Annotated in this window: 17 protein-coding genes; 5 read left to right on the forward strand and 12 right to left on the reverse strand. The window is 64.4% G+C overall.

Annotated elements, in window-relative coordinates:
• Positions 1-162: 162 nt before the first annotated feature.
• The gene (locus XI09_RS16255; protein WP_271567712.1) at positions 163-1,395 is read right to left on the reverse strand and encodes a c-type cytochrome; all 1,233 of its coding nucleotides are present in this window, start codon (positions 1,393-1,395) and stop codon (positions 163-165) included.
• 45 nt (positions 1,396-1,440) lie between these two features.
• Between XI09_RS16255 and XI09_RS16260 the strand changes: the two genes are divergently transcribed.
• Positions 1,441-1,626, forward strand: a complete 186-nt coding sequence (locus XI09_RS16260; RefSeq protein WP_271567713.1) for a hypothetical protein — start codon at positions 1,441-1,443, stop codon at positions 1,624-1,626.
• Between the two features lie 12 nt (positions 1,627-1,638).
• On the opposite strand, the gene XI09_RS16265 is transcribed toward XI09_RS16260, so the two are convergent.
• From XI09_RS16265 to XI09_RS16280, 4 genes are all read right to left on the reverse strand, one after another.
• Complete coding sequence (locus XI09_RS16265; protein ID WP_271567714.1) at positions 1,639-1,788, reverse strand: hypothetical protein; 150 nt, start codon at positions 1,786-1,788, stop codon at positions 1,639-1,641.
• 21 nt (positions 1,789-1,809) lie between these two features.
• Entirely contained in the window at positions 1,810-1,983 is a 174-nt protein-coding gene (locus XI09_RS16270; RefSeq protein ID WP_271567715.1) for a DUF3606 domain-containing protein, read from the reverse strand.
• Between the two features lie 72 nt (positions 1,984-2,055).
• Complete coding sequence (locus XI09_RS16275) at positions 2,056-2,247, reverse strand: DUF3606 domain-containing protein (protein ID WP_271567716.1); 192 nt, start codon at positions 2,245-2,247, stop codon at positions 2,056-2,058.
• A gap of 153 nt (positions 2,248-2,400) precedes the next feature.
• Positions 2,401-3,078, reverse strand: a complete 678-nt coding sequence (locus tag XI09_RS16280) for a phytanoyl-CoA dioxygenase family protein (RefSeq protein ID WP_271567717.1) — start codon at positions 3,076-3,078, stop codon at positions 2,401-2,403.
• Positions 3,079-3,298: 220 nt separating this feature from the next.
• Here XI09_RS16280 and XI09_RS16285 point away from each other — a divergent pair, with 220 nt between their 5' ends.
• The gene (locus tag XI09_RS16285) at positions 3,299-4,549 is read left to right on the forward strand and encodes an NRAMP family divalent metal transporter (protein WP_271567748.1); all 1,251 of its coding nucleotides are present in this window, start codon (positions 3,299-3,301) and stop codon (positions 4,547-4,549) included.
• Here XI09_RS16285 and XI09_RS16290 read toward each other — a convergent pair whose 3' ends face one another.
• A complete protein-coding gene (locus XI09_RS16290; protein ID WP_271567718.1) occupies positions 4,550-4,678 on the reverse strand; it encodes a hypothetical protein in 129 nt (42 codons plus the stop codon). It lies immediately after the preceding gene.
• An 89-nt stretch (positions 4,679-4,767) separates the two neighbouring features.
• Between XI09_RS16290 and XI09_RS16295 the strand changes: the two genes are divergently transcribed.
• On the forward strand, positions 4,768-5,982 hold the full coding sequence (locus XI09_RS16295) for a mandelate racemase/muconate lactonizing enzyme family protein (protein ID WP_271567719.1): 1,215 nt from the start codon (positions 4,768-4,770) through the stop codon (positions 5,980-5,982).
• Between the two features lie 6 nt (positions 5,983-5,988).
• Here the strand turns inward: XI09_RS16295 and XI09_RS16300 are convergent, their stop codons facing one another.
• From XI09_RS16300 to rocF, 4 genes are all read right to left on the reverse strand, one after another.
• Complete coding sequence (locus XI09_RS16300) at positions 5,989-6,273, reverse strand: hypothetical protein (protein ID WP_271567720.1); 285 nt, start codon at positions 6,271-6,273, stop codon at positions 5,989-5,991.
• 115 nt (positions 6,274-6,388) lie between these two features.
• Positions 6,389-6,931, reverse strand: a complete 543-nt coding sequence (locus XI09_RS16305; protein WP_271567721.1) for a c-type cytochrome — start codon at positions 6,929-6,931, stop codon at positions 6,389-6,391.
• Complete coding sequence (soxC, locus tag XI09_RS16310) at positions 6,918-8,189, reverse strand: sulfite dehydrogenase (RefSeq protein WP_271567722.1); 1,272 nt, start codon at positions 8,187-8,189, stop codon at positions 6,918-6,920. Before soxC ends, XI09_RS16305 begins: the two co-directional genes overlap by 14 nt.
• Positions 8,190-8,349: 160 nt before the next feature.
• Positions 8,350-9,327 (reverse strand): arginase, encoded by a 978-nt coding sequence (gene rocF / locus XI09_RS16315; RefSeq protein ID WP_271567723.1) that lies wholly within the window; start codon positions 9,325-9,327, stop codon positions 8,350-8,352.
• Positions 9,328-9,598: 271 nt separating this feature from the next.
• Between rocF and XI09_RS16320 the strand changes: the two genes are divergently transcribed.
• Positions 9,599-9,859 (forward strand): hypothetical protein, encoded by a 261-nt coding sequence (locus tag XI09_RS16320; protein WP_271567724.1) that lies wholly within the window; start codon positions 9,599-9,601, stop codon positions 9,857-9,859.
• A gap of 28 nt (positions 9,860-9,887) precedes the next feature.
• Here XI09_RS16320 and XI09_RS16325 read toward each other — a convergent pair whose 3' ends face one another.
• Together XI09_RS16325 and XI09_RS16330 are read right to left on the reverse strand one after the other, a co-directional pair.
• Entirely contained in the window at positions 9,888-12,626 is a 2,739-nt protein-coding gene (locus XI09_RS16325; RefSeq protein WP_271567725.1) for an EAL domain-containing protein, read from the reverse strand.
• Between the two features lie 59 nt (positions 12,627-12,685).
• The gene (locus XI09_RS16330) at positions 12,686-13,870 is read right to left on the reverse strand and encodes a FecR family protein (RefSeq protein WP_271567726.1); all 1,185 of its coding nucleotides are present in this window, start codon (positions 13,868-13,870) and stop codon (positions 12,686-12,688) included.
• Between the two features lie 130 nt (positions 13,871-14,000).
• Here XI09_RS16330 and XI09_RS16335 point away from each other — a divergent pair, with 130 nt between their 5' ends.
• Positions 14,001-15,797, forward strand: coding sequence for a ShlB/FhaC/HecB family hemolysin secretion/activation protein (locus XI09_RS16335; RefSeq protein WP_271567727.1), 1,797 nt, complete (start codon positions 14,001-14,003; stop codon positions 15,795-15,797).
• The last annotated feature ends 25 nt before the right edge of the window (positions 15,798-15,822 follow it).

Genomic DNA, 15,822 nt, shown 5'->3' on the forward strand with positions numbered 1-15,822 from the left:
AGTCCGGGCGCTCAGCCGGCAGGTCGGCTTTACCCCCAACTCCAGACAAACCGCTGCATCGGACCAACTGACGCGATGGGCCATCAGCCGACGTTCAAAGAGACCGCGCTCCGAGCCGAACAACGACAACGGGCTCGTGCTCGTGCGAGCAGCCAAGAAACGTTAAGGTATGAGCGACGCCGTATAGGCGACGAGCGCGATCATGTCGTCGATGCTGAGGTTTTCAACAGCCGGTTTCATGAGGTCGCTATTGGCGCCCTTCCGCGCGCCCGACTTGAAGTCGTAAAGCTGACGGAACATGTACGTGGGCGAACGGGCCGCAATCCCTGGCGCCACGGCAGTCCCTTTGAGGTCGGCACCATGACAAGCGGCGCACTGGACGCGGAGGTCGCTGCTCGCTGCCAACGCCCGCCCTTTCTGAATGCTGCCAACCGGGACATAGGCGATGAAACGAGCGCGCGAGTCCCGGCTGACAAAGTGTTCAACGTTTTCCGGAATCTCGATGATGCGCTGGCCGATGGGCTCTTTCTCGCCGCCATCCATCGGCGCCAGGAACAAGTCCCTGACATGTGTCTTCGGAACGGTGTCGGTTTCTACGACCGCAATGTTCGATCTCGGTTTGATTGACGCAAAATAGTTCGCGGCCTCCTTGAGTTCCTGATCGGTGATGGCCTTGGACGTCTTGATCATCAGGTCGGTGGCGATGCGGGGCACCGAATTCGTACGCAGGTGCGTCTTGAACTCCACCGTTTGCTGGATGATGTATTCCGCGGAGAAGCCAAACAGGCTGGCATTCTCAGGGCCGCCCGGTCCGTCTGCCCGGTGGCAGACGCCGCACGCGAGCACGTCAGGCTTTCTCCCCTTTGCGACGATCTCTGGCATAGCCGGATGGTCTTCGGGATGCCAGTCGGGAGCGGCGAACAGATCGCGCAGTTGCGTGAGCGTAAAACCGGCGGCGCTGTCAGGGACTCGCCGGATCGTGCCGTCGTCGGGGGCGCGTTGAAAATTCGGCGGGTTTACCGGATAGGCCCATGGCGGCGGGCCGTCTTGGCTTTGTGCAGGCGCCCCCGCTGAAGCAAGCGACGTCAGCGAAAGGACGAAAAGCGCTGAAGAAATCCTCATGGCTAAGACCTCCATGCGCATCGGCGGACCTAGACCTTCGAAGCCGAAAGCGTGAAGATCGGCCGCTCGCGAGGCAGTGCCGCAGAAATCTGCGGGCAGGCGTTCCTCCAATCGGCGTTCCAAGAAGCATTCAAGGGCCGAGATATGCCGGGGCTCTCTGGAAATGCCCGATGCTGCCATCATGCCAGTGTTTTGCCCGACGGAGCAAACTTTATTTAAATGCAGCAAATCGGATTTGGCGGAATGAAATCTGTTCGCGTCAGGCTGGGACATGCCCTCCCACGAGGGCGCAACCGGAAAGGTTCGGAGAGATCGCCGATGTACTACGTCGCCGCCGCATTGCTGGGGTTGTCGGGACTGTTCTACTCCGCGAGCCATCACGAGCTCGGCCAGTTCGGCGCGGACGTGTGCCGCTACGGCGGCGCGTTCTGCGACAATCCGGTGGTCGTCTTCGCCGGCGCGGCGCTGGCCGCGGCCTGGGGCATGTTCGTCAGCATCAAGTAGCCGGACGCCGTCTCACGTCTCGTTGTTCTCATAGCGCTCGCGCACGATGCTGTCGGCGACATGCCGCTCGGTGCGGCTGCGGTAGCGGTTGCGCAACACGCCATAGATCAGCGCCACCAGCAGGACGAAGGCGCCGATGAAGAAGACTGCTTCCAGGCCCATGATACCCTCCGGTTGTATCGGCTACACCGCGAGCTCCTTGCGGACGGCCGCGGCCGAATTGCCGACCTTTTCGACGGCCTTTTGCAGCTCCTCCTTCGACACGCCGAGCGCATGGGTCCAGTATTTGACCTCGAAGGCCTCGTCCATGTTGATCTTGCTGCGGTCCGGCTGCTCGCGCTTCGTCAGATTGTCCATCGGCCAATTCCTCAGCTTCCTGAAAACGGAAACGTCGTCATCGGCACGCTGTTCCCAAATCCGGCCGGCGGCTTACGCCTCCAGCTTGACGGGTCTCGCAGCGGACGCTTCCTTGACGAGAGCCGAGATCGAGTTGCCTGATTTCCGAAGCGCATCGGCGAACTGATCGGGCGACAGCTTGAGGCGCTTGCGCAGGGTCTTGACCTGCACCTTGTCCCTCAAGTCGAGCGAATTGCGAAAATAGACCGGCCTGGACCTGTTCATGTGTGTCTCTGCTGGTGAGAGGATGGGGCCGAACCGCGACAAGGCGGGCATAACACCGCCGTCGTCGCGATGGTGACTGTCCCGCTCCTCGCGAAGATTCCGTCGCCACGAAGTCAACATGCGCGATGAAGCGGCGTTCCTCCGCATCCGGAATTATCGCTCAAAGGGAATAAACACCTCGCCGGTGTCCATGCGCACGTTGCGGACCGCCCGACTGGCCTCCACGGTCGCCCGAACGCCTTCCGGCATGAAGCTCAGCAACAGCGAACGCCGCCGCGCGCCGGAGCGGTTGCAGGTCGCCCCATGCGGCAGATCGGCGTCGAACACCAGGATATCCCCCGCCTCGCCGGCCGTAATGAGCGACAGGGTCTCGTCGGGCGCGCCGCGGTCGAGATGACGCGGGACCACGCGCGTGGCGCCGTTGTCCGGCCCGTAAGCGTCGAGGAAGACCAGGGCGGCGACGGCCTTCATGCCGGCGCCATCGCGATGAAGGGGCTGGTGGCCGCCGCCCGGCAGCGGCTCGCGGCCCTCGACCTGGGAGAGGAAGAAGGGACCACCCAGCATCTGCGCCGCCGCCGCCAGCAGCGATGGCAGGCGGCAGATCCGCTGCACCGTCGGATCGAGATCGACGAGGGCGTGGCGCCAGCCGGCGCCCCGGGGGGCGGCCCATTGGTCGCCTGTCCCCACGCCGGAATCGAAAGCCGCGCGCAACGCATCGCGCCACGCCGCGGGGACTGCGCCGCGCAGCAGGAGATAACCGTCACGGTCGAGAGCAACAGCCTGCTCAGCCTTCAGGGGATCGACCTTCGTGGGCACCGGATCATGGTTCATCGCGCTCCCTACAACCTAAACGTGCCGTTCGCAAGGGCTGCGTAGATCGCCGGGGAAGGCGTCAGCCCGCCGGCGACGCTGGTCGTGCAGGAACTTTGCGGCCATGAACGCGCTTAAGACCTGGATTCTTAAGACCTGGATTCGCAATTCCGGAAGGTCCGCCCTGAAACACCGCCCCGCCAGGCACGACAGCGCCGACGCACCGACGAAGCCGGGACCGATGCTGCTGCAACGACTGGGCCCCGGCCTCGTCACCGGGGCGGCGGACGACGATCCCTCCGGCATCGCCACCTATTCGCAGGCCGGCGCGCAATTCGGCTACGGGCTGTTGTGGACGGTGTTTCTGACCACGCCGTTCATGATCGCCATTCAACTCGTCAGCGCGCAGATCGGCCGGGTCACCGGAAAAGGGCTTGCCGCCAACGTGGTGCGGATCGCGCCGCGCTGGGCGGTGCTGGCGCTCGTCGCCATGCTCGTCGCCGCGAACACATTCAACATCGCCGCCGACATCGCCGCGATGGCCGAGGCGCTCTCGCTCGTCATCGGCGGTCTCAACCACGAGCACGCGCTGATCTTCGCGGCGGGCTCGACCCTGCTCCAGGTGTTCCTGCCCTATCGCCGCTATTCGCCGGTGCTGAAATTCCTCACCCTTGCGCTGTTCGCCTATGTCGCGACCGCCTTCACCGTGGAGATCCCGTGGAGCACCGCGCTGCTCGCCGCGGTGTGGCCGAAGGCGAATGTCAGCGCCGACTATTTCATGATGGTGGTCGCCGTGCTCGGCACCACCATCAGCCCCTATCTGTTCTTCTGGCAGGCCTCGCAGGAAGTCGAGGAGATGAACCAGGGGAAGCGCGACCAGCCGTTGCGCGAGGAGACGCGGCGCGGCGGCGCCCCTGAAATCGCGCGCATCAAGGCCGACACCACGCTCGGCATGCTGCTGTCGAACGGCATCGCCTTCTTCATCATCCTGACCACGGCCGCCGTGCTGAACGCCAACGGCGTCACCCACATCAATTCGGCGACCGAAGCCGCCGAGGCGCTGCGGCCGCTCGCCGGCGACTTCACCTTCGCTTTGTTCGCGCTCGGCATCATCGGCACGGGCCTGCTCGCGATCCCGGTGCTGGCGGGTTCGGCTGCTTACGGTGTCGCGGAAATCTTCGGCTGGCGTGCCACGCTCGAGGCAAAGCCCGACGAGGCCGCCGGCTTCTACACCATCATCGCGGCCGCGGCCGCGATCGGCTTCGGCCTCGGCTTCACCGGCATCGACTCGATCCACATGCTGGTCTGGAGTGCCGTGCTCAACGGCATCGTCGCCGTTCCGATCATGGCGATGATGATGCTGATCGTCTCGAGCCGTGCGATCATGGGCAGTTTCAGGGCCCGGTCGTGGCTGGTCGCGCTGGGCTGGCTCGGCACCGCGCTGATGGCGCTGGCCGTCCTCGCTCTGCTCGGCTCGTCGGCGATGGGCTGACTAGACCGGCGACAATGCCGCCGAAATCCGCGATGCGACGATGAAGGCCGCAAACACGGCCGGCACGCTGATGAAGAACTGGTCTATCGAAAGCAGATCATAGCTGTCCCCACCTGCTGCGGGCTTCACGCCGGTCCGTTGTTGGCTTAACAGTTGGCCAGGGTCGGGCCTGCGATTGGCCACAAGAAAAGAAGCCCGACCAGACGACAGGGAGCGATATGACCAAATCATCAAAAGCAACAAGCATTGAAATCCTCGCCTGCGATGCCGGCTGGAGAAACTACCACTTCGTCAAGCTGACGACCGACGACGGCGTCGTCGGCTGGAGCGAGTTCGATGAAGGCTTTGGCTCACCCGGTGTTGGCGCGGCGATCCAGCGCCTGTCCACCCGCATCATCGGGCAGAATATCTTCCAGCATGAGCGCATCTACGCCGAGCTGTTCGCCGCCACGCGTCCCGCCGCCGGCGGGGTGGTGGCGCAAGCGCTCGGGGCGATCGAGAACGCCCTGCTCGATGCCAAGGCGAAGTCTCTCGGCGTGCCCTGCTACGAGCTGCTCGGCGGCAAAATCCGTGACCGCGTCCGGGTGTATTGGTCGCATTGCGCGACGTGGCGGATCAATCATCCGTCCTGGTACAAGCCGCCGATCGAAAGCCTCGACGGCGTCAAGGCGATGGGCCGCGAGGTGCGCGAGAAGAAGTTCACCGCGCTCAAGACCAACATCTTCTCCTACGATGACGGCAAGCCGACCGGCTGGCGGCCCGGCTTCGGCTCGCCTTTCGCGCCCGAGATCAACGTCGACCGCAAGATCCTGCGCGACCTGCGCATGCATCTGGAAGCGATCCGCGACGGCGCGGGCCCCGACGTCGACCTCCTGCTCGACTGCAACTTCAACGCCAAGACCGAGGGCTATCTGAAGATCCTGCGCACCATCGCGGACCTCGACATGTTCTGGATCGAGATCGACAGTTTCAATCCGGAAGCGCTCGGCTACATCCGCAGGCAGAGCCCGCATCCGATCTCATCCTGCGAGACCCTGCTGGGCCTGCGCGAATTCCTGCCCTATTTCCATGAGCAGGCGATGGACGTCGCGATCATCGACACGCCCTGGAATGGCGTCTGGCAGTCGATGAGGATCGCAGCCGCCGCAGAAGCGTTCGAGGTCAACGTCGCCCCGCACAACTTCTATGGCCATCTCTGCTCGATGATGAACGCGCATTTCTGCGCGGCCGTTCCGAACCTGCGCATCATGGAGATCGACATCGATCGCCTGTCCTGGGACCGCGAGCTGTTCACGCACGAGCCGGAAATCCAGAATGGCCATCTGATCATTCCGGATCGGCCCGGCTGGGGCACCGAGCCGAATGAAGAAGCGCTGCGCGCGCATCCACCGAAGACGAGCGGGGGGCTTCTCAACTATGGTCGCAAGAGCTGACTAGAACTACGGCGTCACGGGATTGACGGTCGGCGACGTCTTCGGCCCCGGCCGCTCCGGCTCGACCGGCGATTTCGGTTCGGTGGGAAGCACCTTGGCGCCGGCGGCATGTGCGGCCTCGCCTGTGGTTGCATACATCGCGACATGGGCCGGCTGCGTCTTGGCCCGGCTCCACGGCCCATGATCCACGATCAGCATCGCAGCAATCGTCAAGGCGGCCACGATCAACGCGATCACGCCGGGATGGCGAAGCGCCGTAGATATGGAGTTAGCGAAGCGATCAGCTGCCATCAAAGGATCCGTGCTTTTTTCCTCTCGCAGGTTAATTCAATAACGTCCCGCGAGTTCCCTCTTCGCCGAAGCAAGTTCCAAGCCAGAGCGGGGAACCTCGTCCCCCCGCGCCCGTTCACTTTTTGACGTCGGGCCGCGCATCGCCGACAAACTTGTCGCGGTTCGGCATCTTCACGGCCGCAAGCGATTTCGCGTCGAGCGTCGCGTCCGCTCCCACCAGCCCGTTCAGGTTCAGGACATAGGCCGAGACCGCATAGACATCCTCATCGCTCAGTGACTGCGGCGCGTTCTGCGGCATGGCGCGACGGATATAATCGAACAGCGTCGGCGCATAAGGCCAATAGCTGCCGACAGTGCGAATGGGCTTGGCCGTTCCGATCGTACCTTGCCCGCCGACAAGCCGATCACCCAAGCCGCCCTCGCCTTTCTCGCCGTGACACGAGGCACATTGTTGGGCGAACACTTCACGGCCACCGCTGACTGAACCGCTCCCCTTCGGCAGATTGCTGCCGTCGCGCCCGATATCGATATTCCAACCCGCGATCTCGGCGGGCGTCGCCAGCCGACCGATGCCATAAGGACTTTGCGCCTGCGCTCCGCTCCCAAAGGCACACAGCACGATTGCCAATACGATGCCGCAAATCTCACGCCAGCGCATTGGTCACCTCGCCGTCCGCCGCGATGCGCCAGGGCCAGATCGCATTGTTGTGGTAGAAATAATTCTCGCCGCGCACTGCGAGCAGTTCGGCCAGCGTCGGCTGCACATAGCCGGTCTCGTCAATGGCGCGGCTCTGGATCACAGCGGGCTTGCCGTCCCATTGCCACGGCAAGCGGAAGCGTGTCAGGGCACGCGTCAGCACCGGCTCTTGCAATCGCGCGTCCTGCCAGCTCCTCCCATCGTCGACGGACACCTCGACGCGGGCGATCTTGCCGTGCCCGCTCCAGGCGATGCCGGTGACCTCGTGGAAGCCGGGCGCGCTCAGGCGCTGACCGCCGGATGGACGGGTGATGATCGACTTCGCTTCCATGTAGAAGGAGAACTCCCGCGCCGTGCCGTCGGGCAGGAGATCGGTGTATTTCGAAGTCTCCTCGCGCGAATACACGGGCTCGGCAGTCACATGCAGGCGGCGCAGCCATTTCACGCTCATGTTGCCTTCGAAGCCCGGCAGGAACAGCCGCAGCGGATACCCTTGCTGCGGGCGCAGCCGCTCGCCGTTCTGGCTGTAGACCAGCATGGCGTCCTCGAGGCATTTCTCGATCGGAATGCTGCGCGTCAGCGCGGCCGCGTCAGCGCCCTCGGCAACCACCCATTTGGCCTCCGGCTTCAACCCCGCCTCCTGAAGCACCAGCTTCAGGCTGACGCCGGTCCATTCGGCGCAGCTCACCAGGCCGACGAGGTCCGATGCCGTCTTGCCATAGGGTTTGGTGTAACCGGGATTGCCGGAGCATTCGAGAAAGTGGATGCGCGACTCCGACGGGAAGCGCCTCAAATCGTCGATGGTGAAGATCAGGGGCCGTTCGACAAGGCCGTGAAGCATCAGCCGATGCTGCGCCGGATCAATGGTCGGGACGCCGCCATGATGCCGCTCATAGAACAGCCCGTTCGGCGTGATGATGCCGTCGAGCTCCTGCAAGGGCGTCCGGCTGGACGCCGAGATATATTGCTTGAGAGCCTTCGAGATGTTCTTGACGACCCCCTTCTCGAACGGCGAAGGCGCCCCATAGGGCTGGCTTCCCATCGGCTCGCCCGGCGCCTGCATCCATTCGGGAATGTTGGGAGGAAGGTTATTCGTCTCTGCGCCCGCAGCGGCACCCGTGCCAAGAAGGGCGCCGCTCGCCACTGCAGTGCCGCCTTGCAAGAAGCGCCGGCGTGTTGGTGGCGCAGATTTTTCGTCGGCATCGATCGTGCTGCTCATTGCGGATCCTCGGCTGAAGCTCGACCCGCATGAAACCCTCCGCGAACTGCATTTGCAATTCGCAGCTGTTTCAAAAGCAGGCGATTTCGATCATGACTGATCTAAATCCGCCCGCGCTGACAGCAGTTCCCTTCTTTGCAATGCACAAGCGGCGCGCGCATCACTCGCCCGGCGCGATCGCATTGCTTGGCGTCGGCCGGTCGGTGATCTGCTGCCCGAACAGGCTGCCGATCAGCTCGACCGCGGTGCGCGCGGTTCGACCACGTTCGTCCAGGAATGGATTGAGCTCAACGATGTCGACCGACCCCACCACGCCGGAATCGTGCAGCAGCTCCATGATCAGATGTGCTTCGCGATAGGTCGCACCACCCGGCACCGTGGTGCCGACCCCAGGCGCCACGCATGGATCGAGGAAATCGACATCGAAGCTGACATGCAGCACACCATTGCTCGCCTTGACCCGCTCGATGACACGGCGGATCAGCACGGCGACGCCGAACTCGTCGATCTGGCGCATGTCGACAACCCTGATCCGGCGTGCGCGCATCAACTCCTTTTCGAGCTTGTCGATTGACCGCGCGCCGAACAGATCGAGCCTGTCAGGATCGACCGACGCACGCGGGTCATCGCCGAGCAGGCCGTCGAGCCCCGGCTCGCCACACAGAAACGCGGCCGACATGCCATGCATGTTCGCCGTGATCGTCGTCTCCGGCGTATTGTAGTCGGCATGCGCATCGAGCCAGAGCACGAACAGCTCGCGTCCGCGCTCCTGCCAATGGCGCGCCATGGCATTGACCGAGCCCATCGACAGCGTGTGATCGCCGCCGAGGAAGATCGGGAGCGCACCGGTTTTCGCGATCTCATAACCTCTGCGGCTCAGCACGCGTGTCCAGCGCTGGATTTCGCGGTAATGATTGGCTTTTTCGGGCGGCCTGTCGGCGAGGTCCCTGACCTCGGCCACGGAGAGATCGCCGTAGTCGACGACCTCGAAGTCCAGGCTCTCGAGCAGCGTCGCAAGGCCGGCGGTGCGCAGCGCCGCCGGGCCCATCAGGGTGCCGCGCTGCGAGGCCCCCATGTCGATGGGCGCGCCGAGCAAGGCGATGCGCCGGGCTCGATCCGGCATGGTCCGATCGGTCACGGCAGCCTCCTGACATCCACAAGGTGGTGCTAGCCTAACAGAGATTCGGACCCGTCGTTTCACGGGTATTTCCCGGTGCAAGGACGCCGCGCGAGAAATCGTCCTGGAACAAAATCCCGCGCCCCGCATTTCCCCTGCAAGGCCGGCACCCGCCGTACATCACGGCGCCTGTCGCGGATAGCCAAAGGTCTTCGGACCCGCTAACGAGCGCTCGCGCGGATAGCCAAAGGTGCCGGCCTCATTCACTTCGTCAAGAGCGGAGTTCGCGAATTTGAGCACCGAAATTCCGCAGCCCCCGTCCCAGCCCGGCATGGCCGAGCGCGCCATCGACGCCGCGACCGACGTCTCCCACACGATCGGTGAGGTCGCAGGAGGCTTGCGCGCCGCTGTCGACCGCTTGACGCATGTCATCGACGAAGCTCGAAAGCCGGGTAATCCACTCTCGACGGTCGCCGCAATCACGCGTGAAGCGCCGCTCACGAGCCTGTTCGTCGCCTTCCTGTTCGGCGTTGCCATCGCCCGCCGGCGTTAGCAATCAAAGCCCGCGTGTCGTGAGATAGCTAGGCCGCGCTGACGGATTGGGGCTGCGTCAGGAACTGCCGCTCGAAGGCATCCGCGGGCATCGGTCGACCGAAGAAATAGCCCTGCCCTTCCTTGCATCCCATGCTGATGAGGAAATCGGCCGTAGCCCGGTTCTCGATACCCTCGGCCACGACGGTGAGCCCGAGCTGCTTGCTGAGGCCGATGGTCGAACCGACGATCGCGGCATCGTCGGAATCGGTGAGCAGATCGAGCACGAACGACCGGTCGATCTTGAGGCCGTCGAGCGGAAATTTCTTCAGATAGCTGAGGCTTGCGTAGCCGGTGCCGAAATCGTCGAACAGGACGCGGACGCCGAGCTCCTGGATCCGCTTGAACATGTCGAGCACGCGGCCCTCGTCATGGAGCAGGATGTCCTCTGTGACTTCAAGCTCGAGCAGCGCCGGCGTCAGCCCCGTCGCGTCGAGCAAGGCCGCAACCGCATGCGCGAGATCGCCGGAGTGCAGCTGCGACGGCGAGAGGTTGATCGCGACGCGCACGCTGTTGCCGGACAATTCCCATGCACGCGCCTGGCGGCAGGCCGTCTCCATCACCCAGTTCGCGATCCGCTCGGACAGCGCTGAGGTATTGACCACCGGCATGAACTCCCCGGGGGAGACGTAGCCGCGCACGGGATGCCGCCAACGGATGAGCGCTTCCGCCCCGACCAGGCCGCCGTCGACCAGGCGAACCTGAGGCTGGTAGAACAGTTCGAACTCACCGTGGTCCGCGGCAAGCGCCAGCTCGCTCTCAAGCGTCAAGCGGTTCTCCAGCTCCTGCCTGATCGCACTCTCGAAGATCACGTGGCTGCCGCGTCGCGTCGCCTTGGCGCGGCTCAGCGCGAGATGGCCGTTGCTCAGGAGGTCGTCCGCGTTGTGTCCGCCGTCGGGATAGACGGCGACGCCGATGCTGATCCGGACGCGGTGCTGCCGTGTGCCCGTTGCAAGCGGCGCTTCGAACGCAAGCGCGATCCGCTCGGCGAATTCCACAATCGGTTCGCCAGCCTCCGCGCAATCGAGCGCAATGGCGAATTCGTCGCCGCTGAGCCGGGCGACGACCGCTTTGCCATCGGCTTCGGTCCGGAGCCGCTCGGCGACGGCCCGCAGCACGAGGTCGCCGGCCGAATGTCCAAGCATGTCGTTGATCTGCTGGAAGCCGTCGAGCCCCAGCACGAGCAGCGCAACGTCCGAAGACCGCCGCTCTGCCGCGGCGATCAGACCGGTAAGGCCGGCATGCAGCATGTTGCGGTTGGCAAGACCGGTCAGCGCGTCGTGTTCGGCGAGATATCTGACGCGTTCGACCTCGCGCTTGCGGACCGAGATGTCGCGCAGGATCGCTCCATACTGGAAGCCGTCCGTTCCCTGCCAGCCCGAGAAGCTCGCTTCGACGGGGAAGGTTTCACCGTTCTTGCGCCGGCCCTCGAACTCGACGACGACCGCCCCGCCGGGGACGAGGAGTGCCTGGCGCGCGGCATCGTGCATGGACGGCCTTGCGGCGCCGTCCGCCGGCGCGGCGCACAGCGTGTCGAACGGGCGGCCGATGATCTCGGCCGGCATATAGCCGAAGATCGCGCTCGCGCCGGGATTCCAGACCGTGATCCGGTGAGCCGCGTCGGTGCAGACGAGACCGTCGCCGAGCGACATGGCGATGCGATGAAAGCGGCTCTCGGCGATGCGTCCCAGGAGACCGCGGAAATCGATCTCGTCAAGCGCGATCGCCGTCAGATAAGCGATGATCGCGATGTGGAACAGCGATGTGTCGACGACGAAGGGCCATCTTGCCTGCACAAGGGCCGCGGTCAGTTCGACCGCCGCCCCGGCGGCGATGAGGACCGCAACGCGATATCCCGATGCCAACCGGCGCCACGAATACATCATCAGCAGGCAGATCACACCCAGGCCGAGGATCATGCCGGCATCGGACGTCCAGCGCAGCATCCGGTGCTGGAGGATCGATTCCGCCGCCAGCGCCTGCAGGACGGGCCCCGAGACGATGCCGCCATTTGGAACGCTGAACCGGTCACCCAGCTCGAGCGCAGTCGCACCGACGATGATCTTCTTGTCTCTCAGCTTGTCGAGTGTGGCGGTATCGCCGTGCAGCACGTCGGCATAGGAGACACGCGGAATGGAGGCCGCTCGAATACTGAAGTCGATAAGGAAGGGGGACCGCCGATTAGCGTCCTGCCCAGCCAGCACGACGGCCATCGACGGCATCAATGCGTCGCCGAGCTTCTCGCCGACCGGATAACGGCGAACGAGTCCGTCGGATTCAACCGCGACATTGACGACGGCGGGCCACGACTGGTTGCCGAACGGCTTCAGGGGGCGATTGACGTGAGGCGCGCCACCATTCGGCGCTGGCTGCTTGAAGGACGGCAGGATCGTCGAGCCGCCGACCGCTCGAAGCGCCTTGACGAACGCCTCGTCGGAGGCCGGATCCGACGGCGTGCTGAAATCGACATCGAAGGCCACGTCCTGCGCGCCGGCACTTTCGAGTTTGTGCAACAGCTCCGCGTGGAGCCGGCGCGGCCAGGGCCATACCCCGATCTGGTCGATCGAGGGCGCGTCGATGGCCACCACGACGACATTGCCGCTGGCGGCACGCGATTGCCAGGCGAACCGCAGATCGGTGAGCGCGTTGCGAAGCGCACCATGCCATCCCGTGGACAGCACGACCGCCAGCGCGATCACGACAAGAATATGCGGCCGATAGCGTTTCACCCGATCCTCCTGCACACCCGCTTCGGCGAGTGCGCCCCCTCTTCCCCTAGGAAATCGCCTCAGCGTCTGTTGTGACCGTAGGCACTTCCGTGGCCGTTGCTGCCGTTACCGCCGCCATTGTTGCCTTTGCCGTTACCGGTGGCACCGTTGTTGTCGTTACCGTTGTTGTCCTTGCTATTCCCGTTGCTTCCCTTTCCGGGGCCTCCTCCGGACGCATCGAAGGTCGACCCAGCGGTGGTCGCAACGGTCGTCGTCGCACTTGACGACGAGGTGGCCGCCGTTACGGCGGAGCTGCTGGCAGCCGTGGTCGTCGTGCTCGCCTTCGTATCGCTCCAGACCGTCTCGGTACCGGTGCTCGCGTTCGCGTTGCGCACGCGCCCCGGCGCAATTGCGTCGTGGGCGAGCCCGTGCGTGACCTTATGGACGTTCAGCTTGACCTCGCCGAGCGAGCTCGAGATGCGCACGACGCCGGCCCTGGGTGGCTGACCTCCGGCCGTCCGATCCGACGGCTTCGGCGCACCGTTTGCCTTGGTCCCCTTGTCGATCGGACCGAGCGCATGGATCGCATGGCCGCTCGCCGCATTACGCGGCGCCGACAGTCCCGATTTCGGCACGGGAATTCGCTCGATCGTCGAGGCGCGCGGTTTGCCATGTTCGATCGGGTTGAACGTCCCCGCACCGCTCAGGCTGAGGCCGGGCTTGCCATGCTCAAAGGCAGTGGCCACTTGTCCGGGCATGACCTGAGCAATCTGTCCCGTCTTGAAGTCGGAGACTTCGACCTGGCCACGGAGCACGCCGACCCTGGTGCTGCCCGCATTCACGGTGACGCTGAACTGCGTTCCCTTGACCACGGCGGCGAGATAGGGCGTCTCGACCTCGAAATGCTTGACGTTGCGCTTCTCCACCTCGAGCAGGATCGAACCTGCCTGCTGGATGATGGTGGTCGAGAGGCCGTCCTTCTTCTCCGCCGGCAAGCCGACCACCGAGTTGGGAGAGATCAGTATCGTTTCCTCACCACGGACAAGCAGCACGCGCCCGTTACGTCCGGTGCGAATGGTGTCGCCGGGCTTGAGCGCCTCCTGCTGATTCAACGACACCTGCTGCGCGCCGTTGGTGGCGACCCAGACCTCGCCGGCGGCTTTGCTGACCGACCAGACGCCATCCTCCGCAGCGAGTGCACCGGAAGCCATTCCCAGGGTCAGCACCGCCGCGAAGGCGCACCGCATTCCAATTCCGCCGAGCATGCCGATCCTCAGTCCGCGTTACAGCCGGACCGGAGGCGTATCCGAAATCACTCAAGAGAGAATTAGCGGGAACTGGCGAGCCGAGCAGCCGCATTAACCAATCATTGACCATAAAAAACTATGAAAAATCATGCGACTAACGAACCCTTACCGCCCTATGGGAAAATCTCCGTCAAACTACGGAGACGGGTTCGCGGCGCGTGTTGAGAAGCGGTTCCTCATTACCGCGTTGGTGCTGTTGGCACCAATCTTCACGGGAGTTCCGCAATCCTTCGCACAACAGGCGAACCAGCCGGGTTTTGATCCGCGCCAGCCCGAGAAATACTTTGAAAACCAAACCGAGCGGGAAACGCTGAGCCGGCCTCCGGTCAAGCTACCGACGGTCAGCCAGCCCAACACCGGCGGCGATACCAAGCCTCAGTTCGTGCTGCGCGGCATCAATGTCACCGGGGCCCACATCGTCTCCCGTGACCGCATCGCCGCGGTCTATCAGCCTTATATCGGCAAGAAGGTCTCACAGGCGGACCTCGCCGCGATCGCCGGCGCGATCAGCGACCTCTACCGCGCCGATGGATTCCATCTGAGCCGGGCCGTCGTGCCGCCGCAGGACATTGCCGACGGCATGGTCCGGATCCAGGTGATCGAGGGCGCCATCGTGCAGGCCGAACTGAAAGGCGACGGCGCCGAGCAGTTCGGCGTGAGGCCGATGCTCGGGCCGGTTCTGGCCGAGCAGCCATCGCGCCTGGCAACGCTCGAACGCCAGCTTTTCCTCATCAACGGCAGGCCGGGCGTCCGGATCACCGATACCGCGTTGGAGGAGATCGGCGGTGCCACCGGCCGCTTCCGCCTCACCGTCTATTTGAAGACCTGGCACGTGTTCACATCGTTCGGCCTGGACAATCTCGGCTCGTCCTCGGTCGGCCCTTGGCAGACCTATGCGACCGGCGCGTTCAATTCCTACCTCACGCCCGGCGACACGCTGGCGGTCAACCTGTCGACCATTGCCAACGATCCGCGCGAGCTCGGCTTTGCGCGACTGTCCTACGACGCGCCTATCGGCGTCGACGGCGTGCGCCTCGGCGCGTCCGTCCTCTATAGCGCGGTCCGGCCCGGCGATGCCCGCCGCCTCGACAGCGACATCACCACGACCGAAGCTTTCGAGGTACGGGCAAGCACCGTGCCCTTCATGTCGCAATCGTCGGCACTGACACTCACCATGGCTGGCGCCTTCAGCAACGTGTCCGAGCATGATCTTTACGGCCCCTGGTACAACGACCACATCCGGACCGCGAGCCTGACCGCCGACTACCGGCTCCAGGACCGCTTCGGCGGCACCAATTTCGCAACGCTGACCTATCGTCAGGGCCTCGACGTCTTCGGCGCATCGCATTTCGACGACGACCTGTTGTCGCGCGACGGTGCGTCATCGAACTTCTCGGTGCTGAACCTCTGGTTCACGCGCTACCAGACGCTCAACGGCGCCTGGTCGCTCAAGCTCTCGGCGGCGAGCCAGACGGCATCGCGGCCGCTGTTCACCTCGCAGCAGTTCTATCTCGGCGGCGCGGCCTTCGGCCGGGGCTACGGCGCAGCCGAGATCAGCGGCGACAACGGCCTTGCCGGCTCGCTCGAGCTGCGCTTCGACCAGAAGCTCAATTTCCGCTACTGGACCGGCTACCAGCTCTATGCCTTCGGCGACGCCGGCGCAGTCTGGAACGACGGCTACCGGCTGAGCGACGGCCTGTCGCTGACATCAGCCGGAGCCGGCGCGCGGTTCTTCCTGTGGGACGATCTCCAGGCCGATCTCGGCGTGGCCGTCCCCTTGAGCTACCGGGCGCCGGACAACGAGCGCCGCAGCCCGCGTTTCCTGTTCACGCTGTCGAGCGCATTCCGGCTCTGCGCCGAACGCGGCAGGAGCGGCTGCCTCTAGCTGCCAAGCCCTCATGCCGCATGCC

The sequence above is a fragment of the Bradyrhizobium sp. CCBAU 11386 genome, from assembly GCF_028128955.1.
GTDB lineage: Bacteria > Pseudomonadota > Alphaproteobacteria > Rhizobiales > Xanthobacteraceae > Bradyrhizobium.

What these genes read in the sequence shown, in the direction of transcription:
- XI09_RS16255 (WP_271567712.1), bottom strand. Translation starts at nt 1,395, where the DNA reads ATGTCCCAGCCTGACGCGAACAGATTTCATTCCGCCAAATCCGATTTG.
- XI09_RS16260 (WP_271567713.1), top strand. Translation starts at nt 1,441, where the DNA reads ATGTACTACGTCGCCGCCGCATTGCTGGGGTTGTCGGGACTGTTCTAC.
- XI09_RS16265 (WP_271567714.1), bottom strand. Translation starts at nt 1,788, where the DNA reads ATGGGCCTGGAAGCAGTCTTCTTCATCGGCGCCTTCGTCCTGCTGGTG.
- XI09_RS16270 (WP_271567715.1), bottom strand. Translation starts at nt 1,983, where the DNA reads ATGGACAATCTGACGAAGCGCGAGCAGCCGGACCGCAGCAAGATCAAC.
- XI09_RS16275 (WP_271567716.1), bottom strand. Translation starts at nt 2,247, where the DNA reads ATGAACAGGTCCAGGCCGGTCTATTTTCGCAATTCGCTCGACTTGAGG.
- XI09_RS16280 (WP_271567717.1), bottom strand. Translation starts at nt 3,078, where the DNA reads ATGAACCATGATCCGGTGCCCACGAAGGTCGATCCCCTGAAGGCTGAG.
- XI09_RS16285 (WP_271567748.1), top strand. Translation starts at nt 3,299, where the DNA reads ATGCTGCTGCAACGACTGGGCCCCGGCCTCGTCACCGGGGCGGCGGAC.
- XI09_RS16295 (WP_271567719.1), top strand. Translation starts at nt 4,768, where the DNA reads ATGACCAAATCATCAAAAGCAACAAGCATTGAAATCCTCGCCTGCGAT.
- XI09_RS16300 (WP_271567720.1), bottom strand. Translation starts at nt 6,273, where the DNA reads ATGGCAGCTGATCGCTTCGCTAACTCCATATCTACGGCGCTTCGCCAT.
- XI09_RS16305 (WP_271567721.1), bottom strand. Translation starts at nt 6,931, where the DNA reads ATGCGCTGGCGTGAGATTTGCGGCATCGTATTGGCAATCGTGCTGTGT.
- soxC (WP_271567722.1), bottom strand. Translation starts at nt 8,189, where the DNA reads ATGAGCAGCACGATCGATGCCGACGAAAAATCTGCGCCACCAACACGC.
- XI09_RS16330 (WP_271567726.1), bottom strand. Translation starts at nt 13,870, where the DNA reads ATGCTCGGCGGAATTGGAATGCGGTGCGCCTTCGCGGCGGTGCTGACC.
- XI09_RS16335 (WP_271567727.1), top strand. Translation starts at nt 14,001, where the DNA reads ATGCGACTAACGAACCCTTACCGCCCTATGGGAAAATCTCCGTCAAAC.